Origin of the sequence: Oleiphilus messinensis, from assembly GCF_002162375.1 — a bacterium.
Classification (GTDB): Bacteria; Pseudomonadota; Gammaproteobacteria; order Pseudomonadales; family Oleiphilaceae; genus Oleiphilus; species Oleiphilus messinensis.
Genome location: NZ_CP021425.1, coordinates 4474001 through 4490234, shown reverse-complemented (window position 1 = coordinate 4490234; position 16234 = coordinate 4474001). Strand labels below are relative to the sequence as shown.

Below are 16234 nucleotides of genomic sequence, written 5' to 3'. Positions count from 1 at the left end.
TATTTTCAGTAAATTGCACGGATTTTCTGCGATTTTACTTGTAATGAATAAAACCATAGCACAAGAGTTTCGAATTGGCACAATGGGCAAGGCAGTTTTTTAAAAGTGTGCCCTGGGTCTCTTGAACAGGAATAGTAATGCGCCATGCGACGATGTCGATGCGGTTCTGAAAGAGTTTATCGTGGGTGTACCGATTATTGGCAATCATCGAACTTATGATCAATTGTTTTCAATGTTGCTTAAAGGACGGGTCGATATTGCGTTAGGCATGCAACGGGAAGTTTATCGTTTTGTTGAGCAGCAGCCCGAATTTCGCGTGATGAAAATGCACCGAACCCCGATGCTACGTGTGCCATTGCCGAAAAAGTGAATTCCTCCGGCTTTAAAAACCGGATCAGAAGCTTGGCCCCGAAATCCCCCTTCCTGACTGGCCCTGCCACCGAGTCTGCGGAATGAAGTAATCTGGCGTGGGTGTTGCATTCAGCTGATTTGCATTTTTAAAGAATCAGGCTGTATGAAAGCCCTTTATGTTAGGAACCCGGCAATGATTATTAATTCGGCGAATGCGCTTAGCCAGCTCTACAGCGCTTATACCAGCAAGCAAAGCGACTCCGAGTCGATTCGCTCTGCAGAAAACCGTGCCTCAGATACCGTTTCACTTAGCGAGACAGGTCGGCAAGCGGAGGCTAGGTGGAAAGAAATTGCCGGAAATTATGACGTCCACAGCCTGTCTCAGGAAGGTGCTCAAAGATTGTCGCGGGATTTGTTCGAGGGTGGGTTTATCAGCTCATCCGAAATGATGGCGATTGGTGCCCCGTTTTCCATGAACGAAAACGCTGTTGGAGAGCGGGATTTACTGGCGGATATGCGGACCACATTGAAGTTGTCTTCCGGCACCGATGGCTATACCCAACAGGCCAGAGAGACGTATTTGAACTCGATTTCGGTGTTGGAGCGTTTGGCCGCGGCAGGAAGCGAATAGCAAGCTAGGAGCCGTGTATAAAAGGCGTAGATTGATATGTCGGCTGGTAAGACCAATGTTCGAAAGCGGAATTTATTTTCATCGAATTGAACTTATTTGTCGTATAAAACAGCTATTTAGGCTATGTTTGTAGTATCTGCATCAGAGTTAGAACAGTCCACTGGGCATGCCAAAATACAGACTTTACGCACTCAATAACCCATCGATCTCTTTTGACCTCGCTAAAGAAACGAATCGTATTGGCCGAGCCAAGGACAACGATGTTGTTGTAGAAGACCCGACTGTGTCCCGATATCAGGCAGAGCTGACCCTGGCGTTCGGGGAATGTATGCTCACCAGCATCGGTCGTGGGCCCATGTTGGTTAATGGTGAACATGTGAAAGAGCATGTCCTGGCACCAAATGATACGTTGATGTTTGGTTTCAAACGCTTTGCCTTTGAAGTGATCGACGAAGAGGATCTGCCTGCCGAAGAAACACTCGTCACCTCCGCGAACAAACATTTCGATAAAACGATCGCTGGAGACGTGCCTGCCATACTGCTTGAGTTGTCCGGGGAAGAGCAAGGTAAAACCTATGCCCTGGATACGACCGAGTTTGTGATCGGCAGAGCAGAGGACTGCGACATCGTCCTGGCAGATAAACGGATCTCACGCAAGCATGCTGTTATTCAGAAACGGGTAAGTGGTTACTACCTGATTCGTCATACCGAGCACCAGGCTGTTCTGGTAAACGGGGATCTGGTGGATGAGGTTAAACTCTATAACAACGACCGCATTGAATTGTCAATTGCTGCCTTCGCGTTCAAATCCTTCAATCCTCTTGATCAAAAACGCGCCGTGAAAACGGCCCCGGATGGCTCACATTCTGCGTTAGATGGCCCTCGGTCTGCGTTAGATAGTTCTCGTTCGGTATTAGACGACGCTCGTTTATCGTTAGATGATTCTCAAGTAATGACCCAGATAACCCGCTCAGAAGCGGGACAGGTGCCGCCACCAGATCCGCAGGAACGTTTTTATCAGACTGAGGTACAGCCTCGAGTCGTGGCCAAAAAAATGGGCCCTCGTCTTGTTTGTCAGAATAAAAGTGGCGGCAGTACTACGCATAGTCTCGCTGAAGGAAGAAATTTCATTGGTCGGGACAGTGGTTGTCAAATTGTTGTGACGGGAGATAGCGCGGTGTCTCGCTCTCATGCCGTCGTGGAAGAAGAAGAGAACGTTCATATTGTTACCACGCTGTCAAAAAACTCACTCCTGATTAATGGTCATAAAGCGAAAACAGTAGAACGAATATACAGCGGTGATACGCTTCAGATCGGGGACACGTTACTGACGTTTTTGTCCGAGCGGAGCGAAGATCAGCGCCCGTCGAAAAACAAGTCGATGTACTTTTTTGCCTCGCTGGCAGGGCTGCTTGCAATTGGCATTCTGAGCTGGTTATTGTATCAACAGGTTTGGACGCCGTATCAGATTAATCGACAAATAGAAGCGGCGGAAAGCCGGATCGATGATGCTGATTTTATTATTGGCTTGCAGTTATTGAAATCACTCTATCGAGAGAATCTTGAACCAGGCCAGCGTTCCCGTGTGAGCGCTCTGATGGCGTCAGCCATTAATAAAATGGTGGATGATGAGATCCAGCGAGGCGCGCTCGAGCAGGCGAAAAAGTCAGTGGCCTACTTTCTGAGGCAATATGGTGCGGAGTCTCAGGTGTCCAGTGTTTGGGAAAAACTGAACCAGCTGCGCTTTTTACTTGCATTGAGTCATGAGCGCAAAGATGAACTTAAACTGGCATTATCCGAGTATCTGGCAATTGATTCTGGCTCGGAATATTACGGTAAAGCTCAACAGGCAATTCGGGAGATTTGGTTGCAATCTCAGAAAGTGGAGCAGGGCGTCCCTGAATTACCGGAGACTGATTCAAATGCGGCAGACCCGGTCAAGCAGGCGCAGATCGCGAAAGAAGTCGATGCGTTGCTGGCGGAAGCCGATCGCCGGTTTCAAAAAAAATATTTTCTGAGTCCGGTTCAGAACAATGCTTATGCGCTTTATTTGAAGGTCCTGTTACTTGACCCGGATAACATTGAGGCGCTAAATAGAATTGATCAGATGAAAACCTTTTACCAAGTGGAAGGTGACAACAAATGCCGTTTGGGAAATCGTAAAACAGCGGAAACGTATTTTCGCCGCTATTTAATCATCGAACCCGAGAATCCATACATACAGCAACGTCTGGCCGAGTTAAATCAGTGTGGCCGTGATTCTGGCGCGGTTAAAACCGAGCCTTCTCTGAAGGAAAATCGTGCTGGCGCCAAGGTGACATTGTCAACAACCGAGTCTTCAGTCAACAAAGAGAAGATTCGCAAATTGTTGGCGGATGACGGGGTTGAATCGGACTGGATTGTGGAATATCTGTTCGATGAAAATTCGGGATCGGCGAATACAGGAGCCACTGAGCAGAGTGCACAACGCCAAGGGGAGACTGAAACACCCTGGTAAGTATTCAAGCATGGTGAAATACCGACATGAACTCACCGGATCATAGATTTTTTAGTGCGTTTCTGGCTGTTAAAGTTTTGATGCATTGCCTGGCGTGTCTCGCCGTTCTGTCAGGCTGCAGTTCAACTTCAAGCTATGATGAAGCAGCTGTTGATGAAATTGTTGACCCTTTGATTGTGGCGCCGCAACCGTTACCCAGGCGGGTTGCAATACTTCCCTTCACTAACGCCAGTAGCGCACCGAAAGCCGACGAACAGGTTCGTCGTATCTTTTATAACTATTTTAGTTCCCTTAATTATCTCGATGTTGAGCTGTCATTGGTTGATGCAGCATTCAAGGATTTGAGGCTTGAGTCCTTGTTTTCGGCTAATGCATTTTCGGGGAGGAGTGAGCTCGGGGACGGGCGTGGAAGTGGGGGAGCATTGAATCCTGAATTTCAGGATTCACCGGAATTCGAGCAGGCCTGGGCGCTTTTGTGCAAGCAACTTGATGTGGACGGTTTCATCACCGGGACTGTATACCAGTATGGAAAAGCCTATGCCGTCCTGTATTCAGAAACAGTGGTTGAGTTGGGGGTGCAATTTCGTCACTGCGATACGGGCCGCTATATCTGGCGGGAACGAATGGACAGTACCAAACGCGAGGGGGACTTGCCATTGAGCCCTACCGCGTTGGCCGCTGCAATTGTCACGACCTATATGCGTCATCAGGACATATCCGAACTGGAAGTCGCGGCAAAACTCAGCATGGAATTAACGTCCCGGATTCCTAACCCACAATCTGCCATTACCTCGGCCCCGGAAATAACCTCCTTTCTGCATAATGGAAGTGGTCGTCTGTTAGTGCCCGGAAATCAATTGAAAGTGGTTATGCTGGGCCGGGCGGATATGTCGGCTCACTGGTCAATCCCGGGGGTGGTGGAGCGTATCCCGATGACCGAACAAGAGCCGGGGGTGTATATCGGTGAATATCATGTGGCTGCCGGAGACCGTGCCCTGGATGCGCAACTGGTTGGGTATCTGGAGTCTGCTGATGGAGTGGCATCCCGCTGGATTGATATCCTGGAACCGGTTACCTTGGGAGCGGCGACCCCCATTCCCGCAGTGATACGCTCAGATCTTACATTGACGGCAGAGGCGAGTCCCTACCGGCTGTCACAGATCGTGGTTGTCACAAAAAACGCGACTTTAAATCTGGAGCCAGGAACGTTGATTTGGTCTGATGGTGCAGGTTTGATTGTCAACGGGCGAATCAATGCGATAGGAAATGCGGTTCATCCAATTCGCTTCAGGTCGACTGAAGGACGCCGTTGGAAAGGTATTACGATTAATGCGACCTCAGGCCAAATGGAGCTCGCTTATGTTGCGATCAGTAATGCGGATATCGGCCTGAATGTGGTTGAATCCCGTTTGTATGGCAACAATCTGATTTTGGAACACAATAATTGGGGTGTGGTGGTTCAGCACTCCAAGGTCAACCTGAAGAACAGTCAAGTTCGCCACAGTCACAGAACAGGGCTGTCCTGCCGTAACTCCGAAGTTTTTCTCTACGGTAATTACATTGCCGGGAATCAGACGGGTGGCGGCATGTTTCAAGGTTCAACGGTGAGCGCAAGCGGCAATGGATTTTATAACAATGGCGATTGGGATATTCGCAATCTTGATCGGAATCAACCCTTGTTATTGCCGGGAAACTGGTGGGGAACCCCAGACTCGGGGCTGGTTCGCACCGTGGGTGCCGTTGAGGTTGATCCGGTATTGATGAGCCAACCCTGAAGTTGAATACCTAACTGGTCAATAAATTTAACCACGTAATCAAAGGGATCGAAAATGAAAATAATGTTACGAACTTTTCAGGCTGCCCTCGTACTGATCGCCAGCCTGGGCACCTCCTGGGCTTATGGAGACGTTGTATGGGTTGACGTTAGAACCTATCTGGAACACAAAGTTGATCACATCGAAGGTGATATTCGGATTTCCTACCAAGATGTCGTTGAAGAACTTCCAGCGCTGGTGCCTGATAAAAATACTGAAATCAAGCTGTATTGCCGCAGTGGTGGCAGGGCAGAACGGGCCAAAAATGCCTTGATTCAGGCCGGATATCAAGATGTTGAAAATGTCGGCAGTATTGATGATGCCAGGAAACTCAGGGATCTGGCAGAATAACGCAACTCTTTATCGGCTTTGCCCTCACAAAAGATAACAATAAAAATTTTTTTTCCAGCTACACTATTAAAAAGTCCGAATAATAATTAGACAATTATGCGAAGCCTACTTTTCTTGATCGCCTGTTTTATGGCCACTTTCCTACGTGCAGAACCCTATCTCAATGGGGTATCTGCTTACGAATATTTGCACAAAGAATTTTACCTCGCGGCGCTCTATACCCCGGAGCCAATCCATGATCCAAATCAACTCCTGAATGACAACAGGCCGGTTAAAATGGTGATTCGGGTGACCGTCAAACGTTGGAAACCGAGGACCTTTGCGAAATTGTGGTTGCAGGATTTGTCGATGAACAACAATCTTCAGGATAATCCGGCGCTGGCGGACGACTTGACAGGTTTTATTAATTTCCCCAAGAGCAACCTTACTCTGGGAGATGAAATTGTTGTAGCGTATCAACCGGATCTCGGCACCACCGTATCATTGAATGGGGGGCAGTTCTATCAGCAACCCGGTAAGACCGTATTCAATGCGATCTTGAGAGCATGGGTGGGGAACACGCCACCTTCCCGGGAATTTCAATCCGGTATATTAGGACAGGAATCGATTACCAACTCGGATACCGAAGCCTTGCAAGAACGGTTCAGTGAGTTGCGAATACAGTCAGATCGCGAAGACTTGGTAAGCCAATGGTTGGCCGATGCTCAAGCAGAAGAAAACGCGAAAGCTGCCGAGATCGCCAAAGCTGCTGAAATAGCCAAGGCAGCTGAAATCGCCCAGCAGCAGGCTGAGGCGCAAAAACTAGCTGAACAGCAAAAACTGATAGAACAGCAAAAACTGATAGAACAGCAAAAACTGATAGAACAGCAAAAATTGGCAGCTGAGCAAAAAAAGAAGGCAGAACAACAGAAATTAGCTGAAAAACAAAAGTTGGCAGAACAACAGGCCCAGCAGAAAAAATTAGCGGAACAAAAGCGGTTAGCAGAGCAGCAGAAGCTGGCGGAGCAACAGATGGTGGCCGAAAAACAGATGGTGGCCGAAAAACAGATGGTGGCCGAAAAACAGATGGTGGCCGAACAAAAGCGCGCGGCTGAACAGAAACTGCAGGCAGCAGCCGCAGCTCAAGAAGCCTCTGACCGGGCTGAGGCAAAACACCTGCAGCGACTGGCCGCAGAAGCAGAAAAAGCCAGTGAATCACTGAAACCCAAGCCCGAAGTGGTATCGGATGACCAACGCCAGGAATGGGAAGATTACAAAAATCAGGCGATATCGGAAATCGAATCCGAGATTGTCTATCATCGATGGTCCAAGCGAAACCGCCACCGGGGAACAGTCGTTGCTGAAGTGACTATCAGCTCCCATGGTGAAGTGAAAAATGTTCAACTCATTGAAGAAACACGGTATAAACTTCTAAACGAGGCTGTGGTAGTCGCTGTAGAGCGAGTCGGTGAGTTCGAAGACTTTCCAGCTTGGGTAAAAGATGAGGAAGTCACCCTTACCGTCGAACGCGACTTCAAGCCGGATCGATAATATGTAGGATTACATTGCTGTTTTTTTACGGGCAGCGCTGTTTGATTTGGAGAATATCTGTTGGAAAAGCATTCTAATGCAAAAGAGATTGTAAACTATTCATTTCTTGTGGTTTTTGCCAATGATGACACCATTGATGAGGGCGAACTCCACATGCTCGAGCGATTGGCATTGGAAGATGGTGTGGTCGATGAGGAAGAGAAAAAGGCACTAAGAGGAATTTTTTCGAGAGTGGATAGAGATCGGTTGAGTGATTCGGTGCGCACAGAAATTGATGAATTTTGTGCCAAATACGATATTTGAGACCGGTAAGGTACGATGCTCAGGCGCGAGCATCGTAATAACCTAAAAACATGTCTACGGCTGAAGTGATTACCTCTTCAGCTTCTTGTCTGCCGGGCTTTGGTGAATGGCCAATCACTTGTGGCCAGAATGCAAAAGCTTTGAGCAAATTCAGGAACTGATGCGTAGCAAATGTGGTATCAACTTCTTTCAGCCGTTGGTCGTCAATGGCTGCCTGAAGCCAACAGCGTAGCCCGCCTTCCGTGCTGCTAATTTTAAGCATCGCCTCTTTGGCAAGCTCGGGTGAGTGGATGTATTCCGAGATAATCATTCGGGCCAGACCAATATAGTTTTCTGATTCGAACAAACTCAATTCTTGTTTCGCGATCTCCACTAACTGTTCCCGCAATGGGCGATCTGATTGGTAGTGATACGCTGTCGCACTGAGGGTTTGTTGCCAGTGTTTATCTGTAATCTCGGTGAACAGCGCTTCTTTGCTATTGAAGTGATTGTAAACGGTGCGCTTTGAGACACCCGCTTTGAGTGCAATCTGATCCATGCTCGTGGCTTGAAAACCATTTTCCTGGAACGCCTTAATCGCTGCGGACAGGATGTCTAGTCGCTTTTGCGCACTCAATGTTCTCTTAATCGTCATACCGCATTTGCTTGTCATACCGCATTAGTCACTTCAATATCGATGGCGTGGAATACTACACTTTTCAGTTTACCGGAAAAACCACAATCTTGCCTTTGTGTCAGAAATTACACTAATCAGTTTACTTTTTCTGATCAATATGTAAACTACACCGTGCAGTGTAATTATGTTTAAAAGCGTACGCATTGGAAATCAGGTCAATGAAATTTTTTTTAGTTGGTTTTTTGCCTTTGTTTATTTTGGGAGCTTGCCTCATGTATTCTGACAGTATTCACAACCGTAAAGAGCGATTGAGCGCTAAGGGATCGGTCTACCGGGAAGGTGAGTTCCAGAACATGGTGCCTACGCAGAGCAATTCTGGGATCGGTTCCATTTTGAAAAGCTATCTATTGGAAAAAAGTGATGTATCCCGTCCAACCGTAAACATCCCGCTGGCACAAATTCAGGCAAAAGATTTGCACGCTGGCAGCTCTACAGAAATCTACCGGCTTGGCCACTCAAGTGTGCTCATTCGCCTGGACGGTGGCTTTTGGCTGACTGATCCTGTTTTTTCGGAGCGGGCATCGCCCGTGCAGTGGGCCGGTCCCAAACGTTTTCACCCCGTTCCTGTTGCGCTTGAGAGTATTCCGGAACTGGAAGGGGTTTTGATCTCCCATGATCATTATGATCATCTGGATAAGGGTACAATTAAAGCACTTCACCCCAAGGTAAAGCGATTCTATGTGCCGATCGGTGTTGCTTCTTACCTCATTGAATGGGGTGTTCCCGAGCATAAGATCGAAGAACTGGATTGGTGGCAGTCCGTATTCTCCGGTACGGTTGAAATTGTGGCGACTCCCGCACAGCATTTTTCCGGACGTGGTTTGTTTGATCGCAACCAAACGCTTTGGGCCTCCTGGGTGTTGATTGGACAAAAGGAAAGACTGTTCTTTAGCGGTGACAGTGGCTATTTTCCTGGATTCAAGCAGATCGGTGAAAATTATGGTCCGTTCGATCTGACCTTAATCGAAACCGGCGCTTACAACGCGCACTGGCCTGGCGTGCATATGCAACCTGAGCACAGTATTCAGGCCCATATGGATTTAAAGGGAAAATTGATGATACCTATTCATAACAGTACGTTTGATCTGGCATTGCATGCCTGGTATGAGCCTTTGGAGCGGGTAACCCAGCTGGCGCGGGAGTTAAACCAACAATTGCTTACACCCAGAATTGGTGAGGGCATCACGCTGGGGCAACCCCGTCAGCAGTATGCCTGGTGGCGAGAGCTGGAGCCGGAGGCTTTCCCGGTGCGCTGTGACAATCAAGTAGCCCTCGCCGAAAAGAACGCAATTCATGAGCGACAGGGTGAGCCCCCCACTGAATGGGCCTTTACGCCAGGTGATAACTGCTCTACCTGATCACCACACAGGTTCTCAGTTTTTCGCTTCCAAATGCAGACATCTTCTCGAAATCCTCTCGCGCAATCGGAATATACTGGCAATCAATACTGCTGTATTTTTCGCTGGGGGGGTCAGGATCGTGCACGTAGATGCATTGATCGTCAATTCCTGAAATGGTCACCCAGTGTGGTGCTTTTTTACCATCGATTCGATAGGTACTGATCAGGATTATGATCGCACAACCCTGACTGAGCCAGTTGGCAATCTGTTCCTGAGTCACCTCCTGATGGTTGATGTTCACACCCTTCACCTGTGCTTTTTCGTGAAACTGCCGGTCAACGACAGCGATAACCTCTTTCTTGGCAGTGGAACGGACGCCATTTACAAATAATGGGCCGGACTGGTTTATGAACACCTCAGGGTGAGCGCCCAGTTGTTGCGCGGAAAGTGCCAGACCAATCGGATGGCAGCCCCCGTGTCCAGATGTCATAAAGATGGTCGTAGCCTCACGCCAGATATCCAGCTCCAGTTCCTGGGTCAGTTCCAGCTTGGGTTTCAAACTGGATAGTGCCATCAACAGTGCTGCCGGGCCGCAGGTAAACTCCGTGGTTTGCTTGTACCAAATGGTTTCCCGTTGGATATGATTTTCAGCAAGATAGCGGATACGCTTTTGCATCCGCAATGCATCCTGGTGGTTTTCGTAATAATCATGCTTGCAGCCAAACAATATGTATCCGTTTGATTCATACAAATGGATGGCGGGTTGATTATTACTCGCTACTTCGAGGCGCATGTACAGCCGCTTTGCGTTGACCGCTTGATGTTCAAGGGCATTTAGAAGCTGTCTGCCTACGCCCTGACCCTTGGTCGCCTGATCGACGGCAATGGAATAAAGCCTGGCCAAGCGGGTTCCCCGATTAAGTAATACCAGGCCATAACCGACAAGTGACTCGCCCTGCTGGACGACCATGAATATTCGGTTCTCTGCTTTGACCCAATGTTTGAAGCGCCGCTGACTCAAGCGGTCAGAATCAAAGGTCCGTTCTTCCAATTGAGTTAATTGGGGCACATCTTTCATTTGAACGTCACGGATTATTATTGGCGAGGGAGCAGGTGCGGAGGGCGTAACAGAGGATGATTTGGTCATGAGATAGGCTCGGCCGGCAGTTAAAAAAAGCCTGCCGCGGGGCAAGCGATTTATGTTACCACAAGATGAAAAAAAGAATGCAAAAATAGAGGTTATACATTATCTTCATCTTTAATTTCATCCATGAGCTTTTCGTGCCATGTCTCAAGTCTATATTGTTGTCGATCGCCCGTCTGACTGGGCACCATACTACCCCAGTGACCGGGTTATCACCTTTGAGCAGTACCTTTCGCTTGAGCCTGGGAAGCAGCGGGTTCGGGTTATTAATCTGTGCGAAAATTACAGTTATCTGCAACCCGGATACTATTGTTCATTGTTGGCGGAAGCTCGTGAGCATCATGTTATACCGTCAATACGGGTACTAAGTGACTTGAGCCATCCGGTGCTGGCACAAATTCAGTTGAGCAAACTTTCTCCTGCGCTGGACAAGCTGTTGAAATCCAGAGACGCTAAAGAAGAAATCAGCATTAAGTCCTATTCATAGGTAGAACATTAAGCAAAAAAGCAGGGTAACTTGATGATATTAATATGGATTCATCCTGCAATAAGGTAGATTGTTAGTCGTCAAACACACTACCGACCCTAAAGCAGAATGAATCAGCGTAAATTTACCACATTTCTTGAAAAACTCACCCATTCCCTCAACCCAGAAAAAATTACTGAAATCGCTAAACAAGAAGATTTCTGTGTGCGGCAGAGACGAATTACGCCTTTTAATCTAGTCACATGCCTGGTTGCAGTGATGGCCTCGAGCACCATAGAAAGTGTGGCAGACATTCAGCGGCGGTACTGCGAGTGGTCGGAGAGCAATATCTCTTATCGGGCCTTTCACAATCAATTTTCGAAGCCCGAGTTTCCTGAGTTTATGCGCGAAGTACTGTCATCACTCCTCACAGATTGGTTGCAACCCTCTCTGGCTTTTCCAGAAGGCCACTCTTTTCATCAGTTCAAACAGATTCTGATTCAGGATGGCAGCTCGTTTGCTGTGAAGGACTCGTTGAAGAAATCGTTTCCTGGTCGTTTCAAAACCATCAGCCCTGCCGCTGTTGAACTTCAAGTGACCATGGATCTTCTAGCAGATCAGCCCTGTTCTATCTCGTTGACCCCCGATACCGCCAGCGAGCGGGACTACCTCCCTGAGCCCCAAACGCTATCCGGGTGTTTGTTGCTGCTTGACCGGGGGTACTTCGATCTGGAGTGGTTTCAGAACTTGCAGGATACTGGAGGGTTTTATATCGCGCGGTGTAAGAACAACATTAATCCAGTCGTCGAGGCTGCTTATCGAGAAGATGGAAAAATGCTGAAGCACGTGAAGGGAAAGCCGCTGAAAACAGTGCAAGGCAAGCTGTTCAAGCGACAACGTACGGAATTAATTGTTTCCTGGAAAAAAGGAAAGCACACAATCACCGCAAGATTGGTTGCTTGTTGGATCAAGCGGGAAAAGAAATTCTCCTGGCTGATAACCAACCTTCCTCAAGAGCAGTTTTCTCTGGACGAGGTGAGTGAGGCTTACCGGCTTCGCTGGCAAATCGAGTTGTTATTCAAAGAGTGGAAATCCTATGCCAATCTACGGTGCTTTGATACCGGCAAGGAATCAATAGCAACCGGGCTAATCTGGGCGGCGATTACGGCGGCACTCATGAAGCGTTTTATTTGCCACAGCGCACAACGCATACTCGGCAAAGTGCTATCCACTCGAAAAGCTGCGATGTGCTGCACAGTGACTTTTTGCGATACGATGCTCGGCATCATGCGCGTTGACCGAAAAGCAACTAAGCTCAATGCGCGCAAATTGATTAACTTTCTTGGGCGTTATGCTGGACGTGCTCACCCCAAAAGAGACTGTGATTCGGGTAAATTCAGTTTGGGTCTACAGCTCTGTTAGGTGGCTTAATGTTCTACCTATGAAGTCCTATTTTGGTTCGGTTTCCGAAGAGTCATTTCAGCCGCTCGCTCGACTGCTGTTTGAGCGTTTCCCGTGTCCGGTTTTGTCGTTTACATTTCGATATACCCAACGCTGGGAAATCGTTCACATTGCTGCGGTCAACCCCAGTGACCTGTCGGATGAAGAGCAGACTGCGTTTGCTGAAGCGCTGGATTATTTCAGTCGTAAGGTATGGCGTGCGCCCAAGCGTCAGAAAGCAGCTCGGTACGATTTGGCCATATTGGTCAATGAGGCTGAAACACTGCCGCCCAGTAATAAGTCGGCCTTAAAGAAATTCGTCACAGCGGGTAAAACACTGGGCGTCAATGTGGAGTTGATTGCACCGGATGATTTCATGCGTCTACCCGAGTTCGATGCGCTCTTTATCCGGGAAACTACAGCCATAGACCACCACACTTACCGTTTTGCCAAGAAAGCAGAAAATGAAGGTCTTGTGGTCATTGATGATCCGGCGTCGATTCTACGCTGTACGAACAAAATTTATCTGGCGAAACTTTTCGAAACCCACAATGTACCCACGCCTAGAACCCTGATTTTGCAAAATGGTCAGGGAGAGCAGTTGCAAAATGCCGCAGAAAGTCTGGGATTCCCCTTGGTACTTAAAATTCCGGACGGGTCTTTCTCCAGAGGGGTGGTAAAGGTGGCTGATGAAGCGAGCTTGAAAGCCCAGGCGGACGCATTGTTTGAGCAGTCCAGCCTGTTGCTGGCTCAAGAATACCTTTATACCGACTTCGACTGGCGTATTGGAATTTTAAATAACAAACCACTGTATGCCTGCAGGTATTATATGGTGAAGAATCACTGGCAAATTTACCGGCATTCCAATAACCAGCGAACAGCAAGTGGCGGGTTTGAAACCATGCCAACCTTCGAAGTACCTCCGGCAATAATTCAGGCAGCCCTAAAAGCAGCCAAGCCGATCGGGAACGGCTTTTACGGGGTTGATGTTAAAGAGTCAAAAGGCAAGGGCTATGTGATTGAAGTGAATGACAACCCAAGTATTGATTCCGGTGTGGAAGATCGTTACCTGGGCAATGAGTTGTATAGCCTGATCATGCAGGCTTTTATTGATCGAATTGAAGCAAACCGAGCCTGACTTAAAGCTTCTGCCCTCTGTGCTTTTTGATTCAGTTTGATTGAATTTTGAACGCGATGTGCGATTCTTAATGAATATCAACGTATCAGTAACCCATATCAGGGGGCGGGATGAGCAATAGCGAATTGCTTTCAGCATATTCAGAGCAAGTCGACCAGGTTCTGGCCAGTATTACCCGAATTGAAACGTACAGCGAAATCGGGGTAATCGTCCTGGTCTATGTCGTTGCCTTCGCTTTGGCGGGTAAAGTTAAAAAGCATGTCAGTATCTTCAGTGCCCCCCCTGTAACGCCTGCTCAATACCCGCTTCGAAATATTGCCTTTCGAAGCGGGCAGCTTCTTTTTCCTATTTTCGCGATCATGTTATTGCGGCTCTCTATTGAAATCAGTCAGGCTTTGTTAGACGAAGGCTGGGTGATGAAAATCGCGTTTGTTATTGCCATGGTGTTGCTGTTCAATTCATTTGTTAACGCATGCATCACTAATACGTTTGTCGCCACGCTATTTCGTTGGGTCGGCACACCGATCCTGTTTTTACATTTGATCGGTGTTCTGGATGACATTACCCGTGTTCTTGATTCCATTGCCATTGAAATTGGCAATATTCGTGTCTCAGGTTATGGTTTAACGCGACTTGTCATTTTTGGTTCTCTCTTGTTTTGGTTGGGGCGCATATCAAACAGTACCGGACAGGTGATCATCCGCAGGCAGGAAGCACTGGATTTGCGAACGCGAGAGGTTTTGGCCAAACTGTTCGAGATATCCCTGTTTATTTTGATCTTCTTGCTGATTCTTCAGGTGATGGGTATCAACCTTACGGCGCTTGCGGTTTTTGGTGGCGCGCTCGGGGTTGGCTTGGGTTTTGGGCTTCAGGCCATAGCATCCAACTTTATTTCCGGGATCATCATACTGCTGGACCGCTCTCTGTCTGTGGGGGACTATATTCAGCTGGAGGATGGCTCGGTCGGAGTGGTGACAGAGCTAAACATGCGTTCAACAACGCTGGAAACCTTCGACGGCAAAGATATTGTTGTACCGAATGAAAAATTCATCACGAGCACGTTTACCAACTGGACCCACAAAAACACCAAGCAACGTTACCGGGTCGATTTTTCAGTCGCCTATCGAACCAACGTCCGGGAAATGGTGGAGCTCGTCAAAGCTGCAGTCGCAACGCATCCGCAAGTGATCAGTGGTGATCATATCCCGTTTGAAGAGCGCCCGGATTGTGAGATTGATAGTTTTGGCGATTCCGGAATCAATATGTTTGTTGAGTTCTGGATGGAGGGCATCGATGACGGGCGCAACCGTGTTGGGGGGGATTTGCTCTTGATTATTCTGGAAACCCTTCAGGAAAATGGGATCGAGATTCCATTCCCGCAACGGGAAGTGCGCATTTTAAATCCGGAGCAAGCGAATTTCGATAAAGCGGACTCATCTGGATAAGCCTAAAATAGTATCGTCGGCGTTTTGCCCACTGAACCGCAGTTAAGATAACTTTTTCAGTCTTTACCTGATTTCTATTAGCAATTTTTCTTTGGCTCTATATAATCCTCCACCCCGGGTTTCGTTCAGGCGTCGGTATGAAGCGAGGAATGCTTCAAACTGCTTACGGAAAAGAACGTGGCCTCTCTCAAAATGTTGTACTTTTCATCATAAGGACAGTTATGAAAAAGTTACCTGTAGTGGCTCTCGCCACCCTCACTCTATCGACTTGTGTTTCTGCTCATGGCCTTAAAAACTGGCCTACGGTTTCCTATGTTACTTTTGCGTCGACGGATATGGCTGACCCCCGTATGGTTTCGGCCGAATTGCGTGTCCCTGTCATCGAGAATTCTGAAAGCGTAGGTGATCACCCATTGCCAGCGGTTGTAGTGGTTCATGGTTCGGCGGGTATTGATTCCAGAGGGGCTTTTTACATTGAGCAACTCAATAAAAAAGGTTATGTGACGCTCGAATTGGATCTCTGGAGTACGCGTGGCTGGGTGGGGCCAGTCAAGGGCCGCCCAAGTGGTGTGCCGGAAACCCTTGGTGATGCATTTGGTGCCTTGAAATATTTGTCGGAGCTACCGTTTATTGAAGCGGAGCAGATTGGAATTCTCGGGTTTTCCTGGGGCGGTGTGGTGTCAATGCTGACTGCAACCGAGCCGTATCAAGACGCCCTTGCTCAAGACGGTCTTTCTTTTGCAGCGCATGTCGCCCACTATCCCGTTTGCTGGAGTTACAACCTGGTCCCGGGCTACGAGTTTATGGCCCTGACGGGAGCACCAGTGTTGATCCAGAGTGGTAAACTGGACGATTATGATGGGCCGGAAACCTGCGATAATCTAAAGGCTTCACTGCCTGCTGAATATCAAACCCACATTGACGTGAAGATGTACGGCAATGCTTATCATGCGTTTGATCGACTCGAGCCCATGCTGGTGGTTGAAGACCCTTATTCCCATGAGGGAGCCGGTGGTGAGGTCGTGATCAAGCCGAATCGAAACAAAGCGAAGAAGGCTAGACATTCGGTAATCAAATTTTTTGACACTAACCTTCAGTAATTTTCGGG

At 48.1% G+C, this 16234-nt stretch carries 15 protein-coding genes; 13 read left to right on the top strand and 2 right to left on the bottom strand.

The window, feature by feature from the left end:
* The first annotated feature begins 121 nt into the window (after positions 1-121).
* The 7 genes from OLMES_RS19485 to OLMES_RS19455 all read left to right on the top strand — a co-directional run bounded on the left by OLMES_RS19485 (position 122) and on the right by OLMES_RS19455 (position 7477).
* Entirely contained in the window at positions 122-370 is a 249-nt protein-coding gene (locus tag OLMES_RS19485) for a hypothetical protein (RefSeq protein ID WP_087462801.1), read from the top strand.
* Between the two features lie 174 nt (positions 371-544).
* Positions 545-982 carry a hypothetical protein gene (locus tag OLMES_RS19480; RefSeq protein WP_087462800.1) on the top strand — a complete coding sequence of 146 codons (438 nt, stop codon included), beginning with the start codon at positions 545-547 and terminating at the stop codon, positions 980-982.
* Positions 983-1148: 166 nt separating this feature from the next.
* Complete coding sequence (locus OLMES_RS19475; protein ID WP_087462799.1) at positions 1149-3479, top strand: FHA domain-containing protein; 2331 nt, start codon at positions 1149-1151, stop codon at positions 3477-3479.
* Between the two features lie 26 nt (positions 3480-3505).
* Complete coding sequence (locus OLMES_RS19470; RefSeq protein WP_087462798.1) at positions 3506-5254, top strand: right-handed parallel beta-helix repeat-containing protein; 1749 nt, start codon at positions 3506-3508, stop codon at positions 5252-5254.
* A gap of 54 nt (positions 5255-5308) precedes the next feature.
* The gene (locus OLMES_RS19465) at positions 5309-5644 is read left to right on the top strand and encodes a rhodanese-like domain-containing protein (RefSeq protein ID WP_198343042.1); all 336 of its coding nucleotides are present in this window, start codon (positions 5309-5311) and stop codon (positions 5642-5644) included.
* 96 nt (positions 5645-5740) lie between these two features.
* Positions 5741-7174 carry a TonB family protein gene (locus OLMES_RS19460; RefSeq protein ID WP_087462797.1) on the top strand — a complete coding sequence of 478 codons (1434 nt, stop codon included), beginning with the start codon at positions 5741-5743 and terminating at the stop codon, positions 7172-7174.
* A gap of 60 nt (positions 7175-7234) precedes the next feature.
* The gene (locus tag OLMES_RS19455) at positions 7235-7477 is read left to right on the top strand and encodes a phage regulatory CII family protein (protein ID WP_087462796.1); all 243 of its coding nucleotides are present in this window, start codon (positions 7235-7237) and stop codon (positions 7475-7477) included.
* Between the two features lie 19 nt (positions 7478-7496).
* Here OLMES_RS19455 and OLMES_RS19450 read toward each other — a convergent pair whose 3' ends face one another.
* Complete coding sequence (locus OLMES_RS19450) at positions 7497-8111, bottom strand: TetR/AcrR family transcriptional regulator (protein ID WP_087462795.1); 615 nt, start codon at positions 8109-8111, stop codon at positions 7497-7499.
* Between the two features lie 200 nt (positions 8112-8311).
* Between OLMES_RS19450 and OLMES_RS19445 the strand changes: the two genes are divergently transcribed.
* On the top strand, positions 8312-9511 hold the full coding sequence (locus tag OLMES_RS19445; protein ID WP_232465151.1) for an MBL fold metallo-hydrolase: 1200 nt from the start codon (positions 8312-8314) through the stop codon (positions 9509-9511).
* Here the strand turns inward: OLMES_RS19445 and OLMES_RS19440 are convergent.
* The gene (locus OLMES_RS19440) at positions 9504-10571 is read right to left on the bottom strand and encodes a GNAT family N-acetyltransferase/peptidase C39 family protein (protein WP_198343041.1); all 1068 of its coding nucleotides are present in this window, start codon (positions 10569-10571) and stop codon (positions 9504-9506) included. The genes OLMES_RS19445 and OLMES_RS19440 overlap by 8 nt on opposite strands.
* A gap of 208 nt (positions 10572-10779) precedes the next feature.
* Here OLMES_RS19440 and OLMES_RS19435 point away from each other — a divergent pair, with 208 nt between their 5' ends.
* From OLMES_RS19435 to OLMES_RS19415, 5 genes are all read left to right on the top strand, one after another.
* Positions 10780-11124, top strand: a complete 345-nt coding sequence (locus OLMES_RS19435) for a RimK-like ATPgrasp N-terminal domain-containing protein (protein WP_087462793.1) — start codon at positions 10780-10782, stop codon at positions 11122-11124.
* 108 nt (positions 11125-11232) lie between these two features.
* Positions 11233-12525: an IS4 family transposase gene (locus OLMES_RS19430; RefSeq protein ID WP_087459477.1), complete on the top strand. Its 1293-nt coding sequence runs from the start codon at positions 11233-11235 to the stop codon at positions 12523-12525.
* Between the two features lie 19 nt (positions 12526-12544).
* Positions 12545-13681, top strand: coding sequence for a RimK-like ATPgrasp N-terminal domain-containing protein (locus OLMES_RS19425; protein WP_198343040.1), 1137 nt, complete (start codon positions 12545-12547; stop codon positions 13679-13681).
* A gap of 110 nt (positions 13682-13791) precedes the next feature.
* A complete protein-coding gene (locus OLMES_RS19420; RefSeq protein WP_087462791.1) occupies positions 13792-15126 on the top strand; it encodes a mechanosensitive ion channel family protein in 1335 nt (444 codons plus the stop codon).
* Positions 15127-15347: 221 nt separating this feature from the next.
* Entirely contained in the window at positions 15348-16226 is an 879-nt protein-coding gene (locus tag OLMES_RS19415; RefSeq protein ID WP_157678401.1) for a dienelactone hydrolase family protein, read from the top strand.
* Positions 16227-16234 lie beyond the last annotated feature (8 nt).